This is a genomic window from Enterococcus sp. 7F3_DIV0205, assembly GCF_002141365.2.
Lineage (GTDB): Bacteria > Bacillota > Bacilli > Lactobacillales > Enterococcaceae > Enterococcus_L > Enterococcus_L palustris.
On record NZ_CP147244.1, the window covers coordinates 599,154 to 615,788 of the forward strand.

Here is a 16,635-nt window from a genome sequence, read left to right on the forward strand (position 1 = left end):
GAAAATGGAGCAAGTAAAAACAACCGAATTTTCACTATGTCCTAAATTTGAAAAAGCTTTTGCGATTTTAGGAAAAAAATGGAATGGTTTGATTATTGATGTCTTGTTGGAAAATGGTCCTCAACGATTTGGTGAGTTAAGACAAAAGATTCCTGAGCTAAGCGATCGAGTGTTAGTAGAACGCTTGAAAGAGTTAGAAGGAGAAGGAATCATCTCAAAAGCAGTCCGCTGTGATGAGAGTAGCCGTCTAGAATATTTCCTCACAAATAAAGGCAAGGACTTACAACAAGCAATGGAACAAATCCAGCATTGGGCAGAAAAATGGGTTACCGCTGAAGAATGCAGTTGACCTGAGACTTAATTTCTTGTAAACTGTAAATAATTGAATAAAAAAAACGTAGATGGAAACGAGTAATTTGGCTGATGCGAAAAGGGAAAACCTGTCTTAGACTGTAAACGGGTTGCGTAATCGAAAAATGAAGTTCACTTCCGGAGTTTGTTTGTTCTAATATAGAGCAGACCGGTGAGAGCCGTTATAAGAATTGAGTGCATGATTTTTTGTCATGAAGTAGGATGGTAACACGATAGCTCGTTCCTTGATAGAGGAGCGAGCTATCGTTTTTTATTTTTATTAAAGCTTGAATGAGTTTGTTCGACTTTTGCTCTACTATTTAGGCTCAGTTCAAACATTAAGCAAAGGAAAGGGATAGAAAAATGACATTAAAAGCTCAATTAGAAGCATTGAGAGATGAAACATTGGCTAGTATTCAAAATGTAGCAGATCTTAAAGCACTAAACCAAATCAGAGTCGAAACTTTAGGTAAAAAAGGCCCTATTACAGAAGTGCTGAGAGGGATGAAAGATTTATCCGCTGAAGAACGTCCAGTGGTGGGAGGTTTTGCTAACGAAATTCGAGATCTTTTGACCGAAGCTATAGAAAAACGAAAAGAAGTTCTAGAAAGTGCCGCTTTAAATGCTGCTTTAGAACAAGAAACAATTGATGTAACACTCCCAGGTAAGCAAATGGATCACGGAACTCGCCATGTATTATCTCAAGTAATGGAAGAAATTGAAGATATTTTTGTTGGTATGGGCTATCAAGTTGTAGAAGGTTATGAAGTTGAATCTGATCATTATAACTTTGAGCGCATGAACTTACCTAAAGATCACCCAGCTCGAGATATGCAAGACACATTTTATATTTCAGATGAGATTTTGATACGTACACATACATCGCCTGTACAAGCTAGAACGATGGAAAAGCATGACTTTTCAAAAGGCGCTTTACGTATGATTTCACCAGGGAAAGTATTCCGTAGAGATACTGATGATGCTACTCACAGTCATCAATTCCACCAAATCGAAGGTTTGGTCATCGATAAAAATATTACGATGGGGGATCTTAAAGGAACCTTGGAAGTAGTCATGAAGAAAATGTTTGGTGAAGATCGTAAGATTCGTTTACGTCCAAGCTATTTCCCGTTTACAGAGCCTTCAGTTGAAGTTGATGTAAGTTGTTTCAAATGTGGCGGTTCAGGTTGTAATGTTTGCAAACAAACAGGCTGGATTGAAATTTTAGGAGCTGGTATGGTTCATCCGGATGTCTTATCTATGTCAGGAATTGATCCAAATGAGTATAGTGGTTTTGCATTTGGTTTAGGGCCAGACCGAGTAGCGATGTTACGTTACGGTGTGAATGATATTCGTAATTTTTATCAAAATGATTTACGTTTCTTAAATCAGTTCAAGGTAAAGGAGTAATCGACGATGTTAGTATCTTATAAATGGTTAAGTGAATATTTAGACCTATCAGAAATTTCTGCTAAAGAGTTATCGGATCAAATGTCTTTAACAGGAATCGAAGTTGAAGGAATTGAAGTACCAGAAGAAGGATTGAAAAAAATAGTTGTCGGTGAGGTCAAAGAATGTGTTCCTCATCCTAATTCAGATCATCTGTCGATTTGCCAAGTGGATATCGGTGAAGAAGAATTGTCGCAAATTGTTTGTGGTGCGCCAAATGTTAAAGTTGGCATCAAAGTGATCGTAGCTTTACCAGGATCTCGCATTACTGGTAACCAAAAAATTAAAAAAGGGAAAATGCGTGGCGAAGTTTCAAATGGTATGATTTGTTCTTTACAAGAATTAGGTTATTCCGATAGTGTTATTCCTAAAGCTTATTCTGAAGGAATTTATTATATGCCGCAAGATGCTGTTAATGGTGATGATGTCTTTTCCTATTTAGATATGGATGATCATATTATCGAATTGTCAATTACACCAAATCGTGCGGATGCGCTAAGTATGCGCGGTGTTGCCTATGAAGTAGGGGCTATTTACCGTCAAACACCTAAATTTAACGATGAAGTTTTAGAAGAAGACGCTAGCGAAAATGCTGCTGAATATATATCCGTAGAAGTTGAAGATAAAAAAGATGTCCCTGCTTATCAAATCAGAATTATCAAAGATGTTAAAATTGCAGAAAGCCCAATGTGGCTACAAACACGTTTGATGAATGAAGGAATTCGTCCGATTAATAACGTAGTGGATATAACAAACTATATTCTTTTATTATTTGGACAACCACTGCATGCATTTGATTATGACAAATTACAAAGTAAAAATATTTTAGTAAGACGTGGGAAACCAGAAGAAGAAATCGTTACTTTAGACGGTGAAACGCGAAAACTTTCGACTGAAAACATCGTCATTACTAATGGGGAAAAGCCTGTAGCATTAGCTGGTGTAATGGGTGGAGCCGATTCAGAAATTACGGATGAAACAACAACGGTTGCTTTGGAATTTGCTTTGTTCGATTCACTTTCAGTTCGCAGAACCTCCAAAGAATTTAATCTACGTAGTGAATCTTCCAGTCGATTTGAAAAAGGCATCAATCATGCAACGATTGGTGAAGCAGGGGATATAGCTGCAGCTATGATCGCTAAGTTAGCTAATGGAACAGTTGTTTCAGGGAAAGCAATTGGATCTGATCTAACCATTGAAGAGGTCGCGGTCAGTGTGACGGTTTCGCGAATCAATGAATATTTAGGAACTGAGATGAATCAAGAAATTGTTAGCGAAATTTTCGATACACTAGGATTTACTTATGAACTTAATCAGGATAAATTCAATGTAATGGTTCCTCCTAGACGCTGGGATATCAAGATTGAAGCGGATTTGATCGAGGAAGTTGCGCGAATTTACGGTTATGATAACCTACCATCTACTTTACCAAAAGGGGAAACTGTAGCAGGGAGTTTAACAAGTGGTCAAGAATTAGTTCGTAAAATAAAAGGCTTATTAGAAGGCTGTGGTGCAAGTGAAGCCATCAGTTATGCCTTGACAACAGAAGAAAAATCCCTTCAATTTATGATGAGAGACAGTCAAATAACTCGTCTACAATGGCCAATGAGTGAAGAACGTTCTGTCTTAAGAATGAACTTGATTTCAGGGTTACTAGATGATGTAGCGTATAATGTTGCACGTAAAAATAACAATGTTGCTCTTTATGAAATTGGACGAGTATTCTATCAAGATAACGATCCTAAAAAAGAATTGCCTCATGAAGAAAATCATTTAGGAATCGCATTATCAGGGAATAAAGTTGTAAAAGATTGGCAGACAAAAGAAGTACCCGTCGATTTTTATACAATCAAAGGGATGCTGGAAGTGTTATTTGATTCTGTAGGAATTAAAGATAAAATAACTTATGAAGCGACAAAAGATAACCAAGAGCTGCATCCAGGGAGAACTGCTTTAGTGAAATTAAATGACGCGGTCATTGGGTTTATTGGTCAAGTTCATCCGACAATCGCAAAAGAGTATGAGATTCCTGAAACCTATGTCGCTGAGTTGAACCTTCAAGCTATTATTGAAGAAGAAAATGATGCGTTAGTTTATCAACAAATTTCAAAATTCCCAGCAGTTTCAAGAGATATTGCTTTACTAGTTGATGAAACAGTAATGAGTCAAGAATTGGTTGAAACAATTTCTAAACATGCTGGAAAATTCTTGCAGTCTGTTCATTTGTTTGATGTTTATCAGGGAGATAACATTGCTGAGGGCAAAAAATCAATGGCATACAGCTTAACATTTGTAAATGCAGAAGCAACTTTGGTTGATGAAGAAATCAATCAATCAATGGAAAAAGTGGAAAAAGCTTTAGTTGAACAATTTAATGTCACGATTCGTTAAAAAGAAGTAAGGGTACAGCACATACTATTATATAGTTTGTGCTGTACCCTTATTTTTATGCCCAGTTTCTAGATAACCATCTAGAAAACTGAGAAATGGAAAAGTTAATCACGAAATACATCAAAGCTACAAGTCCGTAAATAGCAAAAACTTGTCCTGTTTGTGCGTAACGTCCCATTAAAATATAGGATTTTCCGAACAGCTCCTGTAAAGCAATAACAGAATATAAAAAACTAGTATCTTTAATGACCGTTACAAACTGAGAAACGATTGCTGGCAACACATTACGGATTGCTTGGGGTAAGACGATATACAAAAGAATTTGGAATTTGCTAAATCCTTGTGATCGAGCAGCTTCCTTTTGTCCTTTATCAACACCGTTTAATCCTCCGCGAATGATTTCAGCTAGAGCGGCTGTTGTGAAAACTGTAAAACTAACGATACCAGCCGGTGTCGATTTGATTTTAAAAATCAAGAAAATAACATAAATCCACAGTAGATTAGGGATATTCCGCACGATTTCAATATATAGACTAGCCAAAAACTTCAAGGGACCAGATTTTCGATTCCGTAAAACAGCTAAAATAGTGCCAAAAATAGTGCTTAAAATAATTGATACAAAAGAAATATACAGAGTAAGCTTCAAACCATCAAATAAAAAGCGCAAATTATTGCCGGTCAGAAGTTGACTCATTTGTTCTGAAAAAGACATGTTTGCGAACCTCCTATCTGGTATAAGCTTTCTTATTGTTTTCTTCTAGTTTACGAGCTAGTTTAGCTAATGGGAAGCAAAGGATAAAATAAAGAAATCCTGCTACAGCAAAAGCGGGTATATAATTTAAATTGATCGATGACCAACTATTGGCGGTAAACATGACATCAGCGCCTGAAATGATTGCCACAGTTGACGTATTTTTAATCAGGTTGACGATTTGGTTTGTTAATGGTGGTAACATAATACGCCAAGCTTGTGGTAAGACGACATAACGCATCGTTTTACCATAAGAAAAACCTTGTGAATACGCTGCTTCAAATTGCCCTTTAGGAACTGCTCCGATTCCAGAACGAACGACCTCTGAAATGTAGGCACCATGATAAAGACCGACGCAAATGATAGCAATAGTGGTTGTCGAAAAGGTCAAGAGAGGACTAATCAACGGAAAACCATAATAAACGACAATAAATTGAATCAATAATGGTGTATTTTGGAAAAACTCAACGTAAATTCGACTGACTAGATTCAGTACTTTATTTCGCATTGCAGAAAGACTACCGAAAAAAATTCCTAGTAGCATCGCAACAATTAGTGAGCCTATAGCTAATAAAATTGTATAGAGAAAAGCATCAGCAAAAAGTTTCCAGTCTTTAAGTAATGCTTCCCATCTAAAGAGCGCAAATGGTCCAGCAGTTGCTATAACAAACATCTAAATTCCTCCCAAACTCTAACAGAATAGTATAGAATCGGAAAGTATTAGTCCAGATTCCAGTTTTTGTAAATTTTTTCTAAAGTCCCATCTTTTTCCCACTTTTCAATCGATTTATTTAAGAAGTCATTTAACTCAGTATTTGATTTCTTAGTAGCAACCCCATATTCTTGTGGCGAGAAACCATCCTTAAGGATTTCTGTACTATCATCGACGTAGCCAGTTAAGATAGATTTATCAACGGAAAAGGCATCAATTCTTTTTGACGTTAGGGCAGTTTTTAGTTCTGGATAGGAACCAAGTTCTTGATATTTAAATGAGACACCCAGTTTTTTTGCTTGTTTTTCAATTGCTTCTTTGGTTGTAGCAGATTGAACAACACCAATTGTTTTTCCATCCAAACTTGCAGTATCAGTAAATTTATCTGATTTTCTAACTAAAAAGCCAACTTCATCTTTATAGTACGGTGTTGTAAAGTTATACGTTTCTTTACGTTCATCAGTGATAGTGAATGTAGCGATGACCATATCTAACTCCCCATTGTCTAATAACGGTCCGCGCGTTTTAGCTGTTACGCCAACAAATTCTACATTGTCCTCGCTACCAGTCAATTCTTTAGCAATCAAGCGGGCAATGTCAGGTTCCATACCTTCGTTTTTATTTGTGTCGGGATTCATATAACCAAAATTTGGGACATCTTCTTTAACGCCTACTTTGATAACGCCGGCATCTTTAATTTTTTGAATGTCCGTTGTTCCTTTATTGTTAGAATCAGCTGTAGAATCTCCGCCACTGCCGCATCCTACAACTAAACCAAGTAATAAAGTAAGAGATAATGCACTTAATAATTTTTTTGTTTTTTTCATTTAAAATTCCTCCTTGTAATTGTTTTATTCTATTAATTATGAATGATTTTACTTAAAAACTCTTTTGCGCGTTCATTTTGAGTGCTAGTAAAGAAATGCTCAGGCGTACCTGTCTCAATGATTTGACCGTCATCCATAAAAATGACTTTGTCAGCTACTTGACGCGCAAATCCCATTTCATGTGTGACACAAATCATCGTAATATTTTGTTTAGATAAATCAACCATAACGTCTAACACTTCTTGAATCATTTCTGGATCAAGAGCCGAAGTCGGCTCGTCAAACAAAATAATTTCTGGATGCATATTCAACGCTCGCGCAATCGCCACACGTTGTTGCTGACCGCCAGAAAGTTGAGCAGGGTAAGCATTCGCTTTGTCGGCTAATCCAACCCGTTCTAAGTACTCCATGCCGGTTTTTGTTGCTTCTTCTTTACTAACACCTTTGACTTTGATGGGTGCTAAAGTCAGGTTTTGTATAATCGTTTTGTGAGCATATAAGTTAAAACTTTGAAAAACCATCGCTACTTTTTGACGTACCTGTTGAACGGGTGCCTTAGGTTTCGTAATATCGATACCATCGACAAATATGTGACCATCAGTGACTTTTTCTAAACGATTTATGCAACGAATCAAAGTACTTTTACCAGAACCAGATGGCCCTATGATAACAATCTTCTCTCCTTCGTTGACATTTAAAGAAACATCTTTCAATACATGATGATCTCCAAAATACTTATTGACATGTTCCAACGAAATCATGGTCATTCTCCTTTATGTATAAAATTATCACATCATATTTAATGATAGTTGATTGATTAGTGAATAAGATAGATAGATAAGAAATGAAGAAACGAATAAAAAATCAAAACTGAGAAAATGGAAAGTTATATACTATGGACTTTTATTTCTACTTTATAAACTTTTGAAGTGGGAAGGAGCTTAGGGTGTTGTGAGTTTATAAAAATAATTTTCTTTTTAATTTAATCATATCATCATAAATCTATTCATTCGTTAATGTTAGGAATTATAACATACGAAAAAAGAGATTACCAGTTTTTTTTAAAGCCACCAAGAAGAACAATTGAAAACTTACTTTATAAAGAATGATATAATAGGAGTTAGTGATAATAAAACTTGAAAAAAAGTACTAAAAAGTAGAGAATAAGAGTGTTGAAAAAATACTGTAAAGGTTTGATTGACTTGAATAAACATGAAGCAATAGGATTTATAGATTCTGGGGTCGGTGGGCTCACGGTGGTTAAAGAAGCGCTAAGGCAACTACCTAATGAACGCTTGATCTATCTTGGAGATACAGCACGGTGTCCTTATGGACCCAGACCGGCTGAACAAGTAATTCAATTTACATGGGAAATGACAAATTTTCTTTTAGAGAAAAAAATTAAAATGTTAGTGATTGCTTGCAATACTGCGACAGCTGTTGCACTAGAGGAAATTAAAGCACAATTAAATATACCAGTTGTTGGGGTGATTTTACCTGGCACCAGGGCTGCATTGAAAGCTACGAAAAATAATCGTATTGGTGTTATTGGTACTGCTGGCACAATTAAAAGTAGTGCTTATGAGGAGGCGTTAAAAAGTAAGGCTCCTAGTACATTTGTTTCTAGTTTGGCATGTCCAAAATTTGTACCAATTGTTGAAAGTAATGAATTTCATTCTTCTGTAGCGAAAAAAATTGTATCTGAAACCTTAAATCCACTACAATTGAAGAAGCTAGATACACTGATTTTGGGTTGCACTCATTATCCGTTATTAAGGCCTTTGATTCAAAATGTAATGGGGAATCAGGTGACGTTGATTGATTCAGGAGCTGAAACAGTTAGTGAAGTAAGTATGCTGTTGGATTATTTTGATATCGCAAATAGCCCGCAGTCTAAAAATGAACCAAATGAATTTTATACAACAGGATCTGCCAATATGTTTAAGACAATTGCGGATGATTGGCTAAATTTAGAAAAACTGACGGTTCAGCAAGTACGATTATCACAATTTAACCGATGAGTTTCACCTGTAAAATTGCATGAAAAACTTAATTGCTAACTAAAGGGAGGAAGAAATAGATGAGACATGATGGAAGGCAAGCCAAGGAATTAAGGGGAATTACTATTGAAACCAATGTTTACAAGCATCCAGAGGGATCTGTAGTAATTTCTTTTGGTGATACGAAAGTGATTTGTTCTGCAACCGTGGAAGAAAAGGTACCACCGTTTTTAAGAGGTGAAGGGACGGGATGGGTAACCGCCGAATATAGCATGCTTCCAAGAGCTACTAATACAAGAAATATTCGTGAAAGTGCCAAAGGAAAATTGACTGGTAGAACAATGGAAATCCAACGATTGATTGGGCGTTCCTTAAGAGCCGTTATCGATTTGAAAAAATTAGGGGAACGAAGTATTATCGTTGATTGTGATGTTATCCAAGCCGATGGCGGTACTCGTACTGCAAGCATTACTGGTGCTTTTGTAGCAATGAAAATCGCAGTTGAAAAAATGCTAAAAGCAGGCGTTTTACAAGAGGACCCAATTAAAGAATACTTAGCAGCAGTTAGTGCTGGCATTTTAAGTGATGGCGAGTGTGTTCTTGATTTAGATTATACGGAAGATTCTGCTGCTGATGTGGATATGAATTTAGTGATGACGGAATCTGGTAATTTTGTTGAACTTCAAGGTACTGGTGAAGAAGCAACGTTTTCAGGAGATGAACTAAATTCGTTATTGTTCTATGGAAAAACAGGGATTGAGCACCTGATCGCTTACCAAAAAGAAGCTTTGATGCACCAAGTAACAGAAAAGACGTTTCCATCAGAAACGAAAACAATCGTTATCGCAACTAGAAATCCAGGAAAAGCCAAAGAGTTTAAGAGAATATTTGCTGAAAAAGGCTATTCTGTAAAAACGTTGTTAGATTATCCTGAACTACCAGATGTTGAAGAGACGGGGAAAACGTTTGAAGAAAATGCTCGTTTAAAAGCAGAAACAATAGCGAGTATTTTAAAACAACCTGTTTTAGCGGATGATTCAGGGTTGATCGTTGATGCATTAGATGGTATGCCTGGGATTTTCTCAGCGCGATTTGCTGGGGAACCCACAAATAATGCTGCTAACAATGCAAAACTACTTCACGAATTAACAGGAGTACCACAAGAAAAAAGAACAGCGACATTTCATTGTACACTTGTTTTTGCTGCTCCAGATAAAAATAGCTTAGTGGTAGAAGGCGATTGGGCAGGTGAAATCGGGACTATTCCTCGCGGCGATCACGGATTTGGTTACGACCCTTTATTTTTCATACCAGAAGAACAAAAAACGGCGGCTGAACTTTCAGATGATCGAAAAAATGAAATCAGTCATAGAGGAAAAGCTGTTGCGAAATTAAAAGATCAGTGGGAAAATTGGTTGAAAAATTAGGAGGAATCAGATGAAGTATCTAGTGGTAAGTGATAATCATGGTGATCGTGACATATTAGTTGATTTGACAGAAACATATCGAGGCAAAGTAGATAAAATGTTCCATTGTGGCGATTCAGAATTAGAACCGACGGATAGCTTGTGGAATGATTTTATTGTCGTTAAAGGAAACTGCGATTATGATCCTGATTTCCCAAACGTTATAGTAGAAAAAAGTGGAACAGATATTATTTTTATGACACATGGACATTTATCTAATGTACGAACAGGCCTGACTTCTCTAGCTTTACAAGCTGCTGAAGTCAATGCAAATATCGTATTATTTGGTCATACACATGAGATTGGGTGTGAAGTCAGGGCAAATGTACTTTACCTGAACCCCGGCAGTATCAGTCAACCAAGAGGACCGATTCAACTAAAATCTTATGCGATCATTGAAAGTACGCCTGAGCAACTAATTGTTCAATATTATGGGCGAGAACACCAACCATATAAAGAATTGCACTTTGTGTTTAATAAAAACTAATTTTTCAAACGAAATTTGTTCAAGAAACAAAAGTGAAGAAAATAAGGACAAATCTTAATTTTTTTTAAGAGTTATGAAAAAAGTTTGAATTTAAAGACATTTGCATCCGTTTTCTGTACAATGATAGTTGTGGCAAAGAAAATGAAATGGAGGCACTCCAATGATTGGAACTGCTGTAAAAGAATTATTATTAGAAAAACAAGAAACGTTTTTGATACCAGCGGAAAATGTGGCAAATGTAATGTGTTTAAATCCGCTAAGTCATGCTCTACTAGTCTTATCACAAGTGAAATATTCAAAAATCCCTGTTTTAGATAAAGGCGATCGTTTTGTCGGGTTGATTAGTCTATCTGATGTTGTCGATAAAATGTTCGATATTACATCTGTTGATTTTGATAAATTAAAAGACTTTACTGTAGCAGATGTGATGGAAGTCAATGTTCCTGTAATAGGCGAAAAATGGGAATTAGAAGACGTTCTTCATTTATTGGTAGACGCGGCATTTTTACCAGTAGTAGATGATAATCAATGTTTTAAAGGGATCATCACGCGCAAAGAATTGTTAAAGGCAATTAATCACATGGCTCATGAATTAGAGCGAAAGAATATTATTTTACCGAAATCTGATGGAGAAACGATGGAGATGAAAGTGATTTGATCATTTTAAACGAAGGAATCACTTTTTTCTATTTTTGATAAACAAATTACGCAAAGACAACTAGTTTTTTTACAATTCAATCTTTTTTTTAATTTGAAGGGAGTTATGTTGATGGACGCATATGAAATTATTCATTATATCGGGAATGCTGAAAAAAAAACACCAGTGAAAGTTACCTTGAAAGGTAAACTCAAAGAAGTGACCTTTCCTGAGGACATTCAAGCTTTTACTAATTGTAAGACTGGAACCTTATTCGGTGAATGGAAGGTCATCAAAGAGTTTCTTGAAAAAAATAAAGAGAACATTATCGATTATGTTATTGAAAATGATTCGAGAAACTCTGCAATTCCGATGCTGGATGTAAAAGAAATCAACGCTCGTATTGAACCAGGATCTATAATCAGAGATCAAGTTGAGATCGGTGATAATGCTGTAATCATGATGGGAGCCGTGATCAATATCGGCGCTGTGATCGGTGAAGGGTCAATGATCGATATGGGTGCAATTTTAGGCGGACGAGCTACTGTTGGTAAAAATTGTCATATCGGTGCAGGAACTGTTTTGGCAGGTGTTATTGAACCGCCAAGCGCGGAGCCAGTTGTTATCGAAGATAATGTGTTGATTGGTGCGAATGCTGTTGTTCTAGAAGGGATTAGAGTAGGTGAAGGTGCTGTTGTTGCAGCTGGAGCAATCGTTGTTGATGATGTAGCACCTTTTACTGTAGTTGCGGGTGTACCAGCTAAAAAGATAAAAGATATTGATGCAAAAACAAAAAGCAAAACAAACATGATGGAAGAACTACGTAAACTATAATAGTTAAGGTCAACACAATTAAATATAAAAAATGGCTTAAAGCTCATGTTGAGTTTTAAGCCATTTTTTTTGTTATATTAAACTTTCAAATGTGTAAGCTAAATGTTCGCCTATTCAATTCTCCATAAGTTTAAAACTGATTATAATTAGTTTTATAAGATTAAGTAGGAGGAACAAGTAATATGAAAAACAAAAAGATGAAATTAATTATTGGCAGTATTTTGATTGGAGTAAGCGTGGGAAGCTATTTTCTCTTTTTTTCCTCCTCAAAAAAAGTTGAACCTAGTTATAGTGCTTTTACTTTAAATGAATTAGATCCACTCCTATTGAAAGGAGAAGTTAAAGCAACCCAAACCGAAGATATCTTTTATGATCAGACCTTGGGAACCATTACGGATATTCCAGTTAAACATGAACAAGAAGTTAAAAATGGAGAGGTTCTTCTTAATTACTTAAATGGTGAGGCTCAGACTAGAGCAGATCAACAACAGCGCACTGTAAATAAAAGCAGCTTATCGGCTCAGCAAGCAGCTCAAAATTTAAGCAGAGCACAAGCCCGTTATAATGAAGCACAGGCAAGTTTGAATCAAAGTAAAGCTGATTTTGACCGAGAAGTTGACCCTGATAAAAAAGAAGAACTAAAAGGAAAAATCGAACAGCAACAAACAGAAGTAACGGGTTTCAATAATGAAGCGATTCAGGCACAACAAGCATTAGATCTTGCTTATACAGAAGTTAACGATGAATCAGCAGCATTAGAATCAGAAAAAGGGAAAGTAACATCAACCATAAACGCAACAATCGATGGTGTAGCGATGGTCAATGAAGCTGGAAAAAAATCATTGGATCAGCCTTTGATACAAGTGTTGAGTAAGGAGAAGCAAACCAAAGGAACGGTTACAGAGTATGATTTAAACAAACTAAAGATTGGACAAGAAGTCAGTGTGACATCCATCGGCTCCAACCAGACTGCACAAGGGAAAATCAGCAGCATCAACCAATTACCTAAATCAAAAAATGGCAGTGATTCAGAGATTCCAACTTATGAGTTTATTGTAGATGGAGATTTCCCATGGGCATATGGCTCATCTGTACAAGTCTCATTACCACAACCGCAATTGGTTTTACCTGAGAAATCTATCGTCACGAAAGAAAATAAAACGTTTGTTTTCGTTTATAAAAATGGACGAGCCGTTAAAACTGATGTAAAAATAGTTGATATAAATGGTTCTAAAATTGTGGAGTCAGGCGTTTCAAAAGGGAACAAAATCATCGGAAACCCAAATGAAGCCTTAAAAGATAATGCAGAAGTGCAGGTGGTCGAAAATGATTAAACTTGAACAAATCAATAAATTTTACTCTTTGGAAGAAGAACAACTTCATGTTTTGAAGGATATTAATTTTGAAATCAAAGAAAAAGAATTTGTGGCCGTTATGGGTCCGTCTGGTTCAGGAAAATCAACATTGATCAATCTGATTGGTTTTATCGATAAGAAGTTTGAAGGGAAATACTTATTTGAAGGAACAGAAATTACCGATTTTTCTGATAAGCAACTTTCTGCTATCAGAAATAAATCAGTTGGTTTTGTTTTTCAAAACTTCAGCTTGATTGAAAATAATACTGTGTTTGAAAATATTGAATTACCTTTATTATATAACGGCTCGGCATACACCAATACTAAAGAGAGAGTCTATGAAGTATTAGAGAAAGTGGGCTTAGCTGATAAAGGGAATAAATATCCAAAGCAACTCTCAGGTGGTCAGCAACAACGTGTAGCAATCGCAAGGGCAATTGTCAATTCCCCAAGGTTTATCATTGCAGATGAGCCAACAGGTGCATTAGACTCAAAAACTTCTGAAGATATTATGCAATTGTTCCAAGACTTGAATAAAGAAGAAGGCGTAACAATTATTTTGGTAACTCACAACCCTGAGATGATCTCTTATTGCGGACGTTTGATTCGAGTGAAAGATGGTGCCATCGTTGAAGAGGAGCTGATTAAATGAAAAATTTCGTTATATGGAAGACGGCGTTGAAATCAATTTTGAAAAATAAAAAACGCAGTTTTTTAACAATGTTTGGGATCATTATTGGTATTGCCTCCGTCATCACAATAGTCTCTATCGGTAATGGATTTAAGCGTGATATGATTGATAAAATGTCAATGACCAACACAAACGAAAACATTAGCAACATCACCTTTAATTATTATGATGTGTCTAACGCTTTTAGCGAGAGTGAAGTCTTTAAAAAAAGTGACTTTGATTTAATTAAAAGTATAAAAGGCGTAAAAAAAGTGGACTTTTATAAGACAAAACAAAAATTAACAGAACGCCAAGTAGAATTGTATATTAAAGGCAAAAAACTAACAAAAAAAGTAGAACGAGTTAAAAAAACGACTATAAATTTATTGACAGGGCGACAAATCGAACCGAAAGATAGCGAAACGTTGAATAAAGTGGTTGTAATCGATGAAGTTCTAGCTCAAAAGCTTTATGGAGATGCTGAGAAAGCAATTGGACAAGGATTTGAAGTCGCAAATGAATTATTTACAGTTGTTGGGGTCAAAGTTAGCACAAGTGGTACACTCTCAATGGAAAATCAGGAACCTCTTGCTTACTTTCCAATTAAGAGCTATGATCACTATTTTAATAAAACAGAGACCCAATCTATTCTGAATGTGGAATCAGAAGTTGGTCAAGATAAAGAGAAAGTGATCAGAGACGTTTTAAAGCAATTAAATTTTAATGGTAGTACCAGAAATATCGGGGAGTACGAACTGTACAATCCAAAATCTGATATTGATCAGATGGGAAGCATCTTGGATAATCTTACACTGTTTATTTCTGCCGTGGCAGGTATTTCACTATTTATTGCTGGAGTAGGTGTCATGAATATGATGTATATCTCAGTTTCTGAGCGAACAAAAGAAATAGGCATCCGGCGTGCTTTAGGTGCAACTGAAAAAGATATCAGAAAGCAATTTTTAGCAGAAGGATTAACTTTGACTTTGTTGGGAGGCATGATTGGTTATCTATTAGGGATGATGTTAGGATTTATTTCATCATTATTTTTACCTTTTGCAGTTCGACCAGACTTATTTACAATCGCCTTAGCGGTCGGTATTTCAGTTTTGATCGGTGTTGTTTTTAGCTATATGCCAGCATCGGCTGCTTCTAAAAAAGATTTGATTGATATTATGAAATAATCGGAATCTGCTTCCATTATTTACACCAATTCTAAGTGATTGGGACATGACTTAAGGAGTTTATGTCCTAGTCACTTATTTCCATTAGGAGATTTTACTCATATTATTGTTAATGACAAGGTGGACAAAACCATTAGGGACATTTTTGGTAAATTTTAACGTATTTACTCAAAATTATTTAGAGTGTTTACGAAGACTTGATTATGTTTGCATACTTAAATGAGATAAAATTTCTCTCATTGAAAGATTGACATAAACACCTTTTTATTCAACAATAAGATATAGTGAAAAAGAAAAGAGGCAGATGAACAGTGATTCAAGAACAATTAATTGAGATTCGTAGACAGCTGCACCGAATACCAGAAATAGGGTTAGAAGAGAAAAAAACACAAAATCTTTTATTAGAAATTATCCAGTCAATAGAGAAAGAATTTGTAGAATATAGAACTTGGCGAACAGGCATTTTAGTATTTATTCATGGGAAAAATCCTAAAAAAACGATTGGTTGGCGTGCTGATATCGATGGTTTACCAATCACTGAAGAGGTCATTTCTGATTTTCAGTCCACCCATAAAGGGTATATGCATGCCTGTGGTCATGATTTTCATATGACTATAGGCTTAGGATTGTTAGAACAAATGACATTACAACAACCTGAGAATAATTATTTGTTTCTTTTTCAACCAGCAGAAGAAAATGAAGCTGGCGGTATGTTGATGTATGAAGAGGATGCATTTGGCTCTTGGTTGCCAGATGAATTTTATGGTCTTCATGTCAACCCTGAATTACCAGTGGGGATGATCACAACAAAAGTCGGTACACTTTTTGCTGCCACTTGTGAAGTCCAAATCACTCTAACAGGTAAAGGTGGACACGCTGCATTCCCGCATGACTCAAACGATATGATTATAGCAGGGATGAGTCTTGTTCAGCAGGCTCAAACGATTGTGAGTAGAAATGTTAATCCAGTTGAGGGAGCAGTTGTAACCTTTGGGACATTTAATGCAGGGACCGCCACAAATGTGATTGCTGGTGAAGCAACGATTTCTGGTACAATTCGGACATTAACAGAGGAAATGAATCAATTGACGCAATCTAGAATCAGGGAAATTGGGGAAGGAATTGCAAAATCTTTTAACTGCGAGGTACATGTAATGCTAGACCAGAAGGGGTATGTTCCAGTTATTAACAATAAAAAAATTACTGAAAATTTTATGTCGTTCATGGAATCCGATCCAGATGTGTTCTTTAAGGAGGCACAAGTGGCTATGACGGGGGAAGATTTTGGTTATTTGTTATCCAAAGTGCCGGGAATGATGTTTTGGTTAGGTGTAGATAGCCCATATGGTCTTCATTCTGCTAAATTTGATCCTAAAGAAGAAGCGATTCCTTTTGCCGTAAAACATATCGGCAAATTCTTGCTATCTTTGGATAAATAAAGGGAAATTATGGGAGTGTTAAAATCATGAAAAAAGAAGAATTGTTGCTCTGAGTAACAGGAACAATACGGCATATTATATT

The 16,635-nt window shown here is 36.0% G+C and carries 16 protein-coding genes and 1 other annotated feature; of the genes, 12 read left to right on the forward strand and 4 right to left on the reverse strand.

Going from position 1 to position 16,635, the window contains the following annotated elements:
• Window positions 1–4 precede the first annotated feature (4 nt).
• From A5821_RS02745 to pheT, 3 genes are all read left to right on the forward strand, one after another.
• Entirely contained in the window at window positions 5–349 is a 345-nt protein-coding gene (locus tag A5821_RS02745; RefSeq protein ID WP_010761262.1) for a winged helix-turn-helix transcriptional regulator, read from the forward strand.
• 40 nt (window positions 350–389) lie between these two features.
• Window positions 390–600, forward strand: a binding site (T-box leader).
• Window positions 601–714: 114 nt separating this feature from the next.
• Window positions 715–1,761, forward strand: a complete 1,047-nt coding sequence (gene pheS / locus A5821_RS02750; RefSeq protein WP_086312975.1) for a phenylalanine--tRNA ligase subunit alpha — start codon at window positions 715–717, stop codon at window positions 1,759–1,761.
• A gap of 6 nt (window positions 1,762–1,767) precedes the next feature.
• Window positions 1,768–4,191: a phenylalanine--tRNA ligase subunit beta gene (gene pheT, locus A5821_RS02755; RefSeq protein ID WP_086312976.1), complete on the forward strand. Its 2,424-nt coding sequence runs from the start codon at window positions 1,768–1,770 to the stop codon at window positions 4,189–4,191.
• 55 nt (window positions 4,192–4,246) lie between these two features.
• Here pheT and A5821_RS02760 read toward each other — a convergent pair whose 3' ends face one another.
• The 4 genes from A5821_RS02760 to A5821_RS02775 are packed head-to-tail and all read right to left on the reverse strand — an operon-like array spanning window position 4,247 to window position 7,242.
• A complete protein-coding gene (locus A5821_RS02760; RefSeq protein ID WP_086312977.1) occupies window positions 4,247–4,903 on the reverse strand; it encodes an amino acid ABC transporter permease in 657 nt (218 codons plus the stop codon).
• A 13-nt stretch (window positions 4,904–4,916) separates the two neighbouring features.
• Window positions 4,917–5,615, reverse strand: coding sequence for an amino acid ABC transporter permease (locus tag A5821_RS02765; protein ID WP_086312978.1), 699 nt, complete (start codon window positions 5,613–5,615; stop codon window positions 4,917–4,919).
• Between the two features lie 47 nt (window positions 5,616–5,662).
• Window positions 5,663–6,481 (reverse strand): transporter substrate-binding domain-containing protein, encoded by an 819-nt coding sequence (locus tag A5821_RS02770; protein WP_086312979.1) that lies wholly within the window; start codon window positions 6,479–6,481, stop codon window positions 5,663–5,665.
• Between the two features lie 32 nt (window positions 6,482–6,513).
• Entirely contained in the window at window positions 6,514–7,242 is a 729-nt protein-coding gene (locus A5821_RS02775; protein ID WP_086312980.1) for an amino acid ABC transporter ATP-binding protein, read from the reverse strand.
• A gap of 441 nt (window positions 7,243–7,683) precedes the next feature.
• On the opposite strand from A5821_RS02775, the gene racE reads away from it, so the two are divergent.
• The 9 genes from racE to A5821_RS02820 all read left to right on the forward strand — a co-directional run bounded on the left by racE (window position 7,684) and on the right by A5821_RS02820 (window position 16,553).
• On the forward strand, window positions 7,684–8,502 hold the full coding sequence (gene racE, locus A5821_RS02780) for a glutamate racemase (RefSeq protein WP_086314294.1): 819 nt from the start codon (window positions 7,684–7,686) through the stop codon (window positions 8,500–8,502).
• A 59-nt stretch (window positions 8,503–8,561) separates the two neighbouring features.
• Window positions 8,562–9,908, forward strand: a complete 1,347-nt coding sequence (rph, locus tag A5821_RS02785) for a ribonuclease PH (protein ID WP_086312981.1) — start codon at window positions 8,562–8,564, stop codon at window positions 9,906–9,908.
• Between the two features lie 10 nt (window positions 9,909–9,918).
• On the forward strand, window positions 9,919–10,434 hold the full coding sequence (locus A5821_RS02790) for a metallophosphoesterase (protein WP_086312982.1): 516 nt from the start codon (window positions 9,919–9,921) through the stop codon (window positions 10,432–10,434).
• A gap of 160 nt (window positions 10,435–10,594) precedes the next feature.
• Window positions 10,595–11,092 (forward strand): cyclic-di-AMP-binding protein CbpB, encoded by a 498-nt coding sequence (cbpB, locus tag A5821_RS02795; protein ID WP_086312983.1) that lies wholly within the window; start codon window positions 10,595–10,597, stop codon window positions 11,090–11,092.
• A gap of 111 nt (window positions 11,093–11,203) precedes the next feature.
• Window positions 11,204–11,905, forward strand: coding sequence for a 2,3,4,5-tetrahydropyridine-2,6-dicarboxylate N-acetyltransferase (dapD, locus tag A5821_RS02800; protein ID WP_086312984.1), 702 nt, complete (start codon window positions 11,204–11,206; stop codon window positions 11,903–11,905).
• Between the two features lie 182 nt (window positions 11,906–12,087).
• Window positions 12,088–13,239, forward strand: a complete 1,152-nt coding sequence (locus A5821_RS02805) for an efflux RND transporter periplasmic adaptor subunit (protein WP_086312985.1) — start codon at window positions 12,088–12,090, stop codon at window positions 13,237–13,239.
• Window positions 13,232–13,912 carry an ABC transporter ATP-binding protein gene (locus A5821_RS02810; protein WP_086312986.1) on the forward strand — a complete coding sequence of 227 codons (681 nt, stop codon included), beginning with the start codon at window positions 13,232–13,234 and terminating at the stop codon, window positions 13,910–13,912. The genes A5821_RS02805 and A5821_RS02810 overlap by 8 nt, the downstream gene beginning before the upstream one ends.
• Entirely contained in the window at window positions 13,909–15,114 is a 1,206-nt protein-coding gene (locus tag A5821_RS02815) for an ABC transporter permease (RefSeq protein ID WP_086312987.1), read from the forward strand. The genes A5821_RS02810 and A5821_RS02815 overlap by 4 nt, the downstream gene beginning before the upstream one ends.
• Before the next feature lie 311 nt (window positions 15,115–15,425).
• A complete protein-coding gene (locus tag A5821_RS02820) occupies window positions 15,426–16,553 on the forward strand; it encodes an N-acetyldiaminopimelate deacetylase (protein ID WP_086312988.1) in 1,128 nt (375 codons plus the stop codon).
• The last annotated feature ends 82 nt before the right edge of the window (window positions 16,554–16,635 follow it).

Bases quoted from the DNA above. Each gene is read 5' to 3' on its own strand.
- A5821_RS02775 (WP_086312980.1), bottom strand. From the start codon at position 7,242: ATGATTTCGTTGGAACATGTCAATAAGTATTTTGGAGATCATCATGTA.
- A5821_RS02790 (WP_086312982.1), top strand. From the start codon at position 9,919: ATGAAGTATCTAGTGGTAAGTGATAATCATGGTGATCGTGACATATTA.
- pheT (WP_086312976.1), top strand. From the start codon at position 1,768: ATGTTAGTATCTTATAAATGGTTAAGTGAATATTTAGACCTATCAGAA.
- A5821_RS02815 (WP_086312987.1), top strand. From the start codon at position 13,909: ATGAAAAATTTCGTTATATGGAAGACGGCGTTGAAATCAATTTTGAAA.
- dapD (WP_086312984.1), top strand. From the start codon at position 11,204: ATGGACGCATATGAAATTATTCATTATATCGGGAATGCTGAAAAAAAA.
- pheS (WP_086312975.1), top strand. From the start codon at position 715: ATGACATTAAAAGCTCAATTAGAAGCATTGAGAGATGAAACATTGGCT.
- A5821_RS02805 (WP_086312985.1), top strand. From the start codon at position 12,088: ATGAAAAACAAAAAGATGAAATTAATTATTGGCAGTATTTTGATTGGA.
- A5821_RS02745 (WP_010761262.1), top strand. From the start codon at position 5: ATGGAGCAAGTAAAAACAACCGAATTTTCACTATGTCCTAAATTTGAA.
- cbpB (WP_086312983.1), top strand. From the start codon at position 10,595: ATGATTGGAACTGCTGTAAAAGAATTATTATTAGAAAAACAAGAAACG.
- A5821_RS02760 (WP_086312977.1), bottom strand. From the start codon at position 4,903: ATGTCTTTTTCAGAACAAATGAGTCAACTTCTGACCGGCAATAATTTG.
- A5821_RS02765 (WP_086312978.1), bottom strand. From the start codon at position 5,615: ATGTTTGTTATAGCAACTGCTGGACCATTTGCGCTCTTTAGATGGGAA.
- A5821_RS02770 (WP_086312979.1), bottom strand. From the start codon at position 6,481: ATGAAAAAAACAAAAAAATTATTAAGTGCATTATCTCTTACTTTATTA.
- rph (WP_086312981.1), top strand. From the start codon at position 8,562: ATGAGACATGATGGAAGGCAAGCCAAGGAATTAAGGGGAATTACTATT.
- A5821_RS02810 (WP_086312986.1), top strand. From the start codon at position 13,232: ATGATTAAACTTGAACAAATCAATAAATTTTACTCTTTGGAAGAAGAA.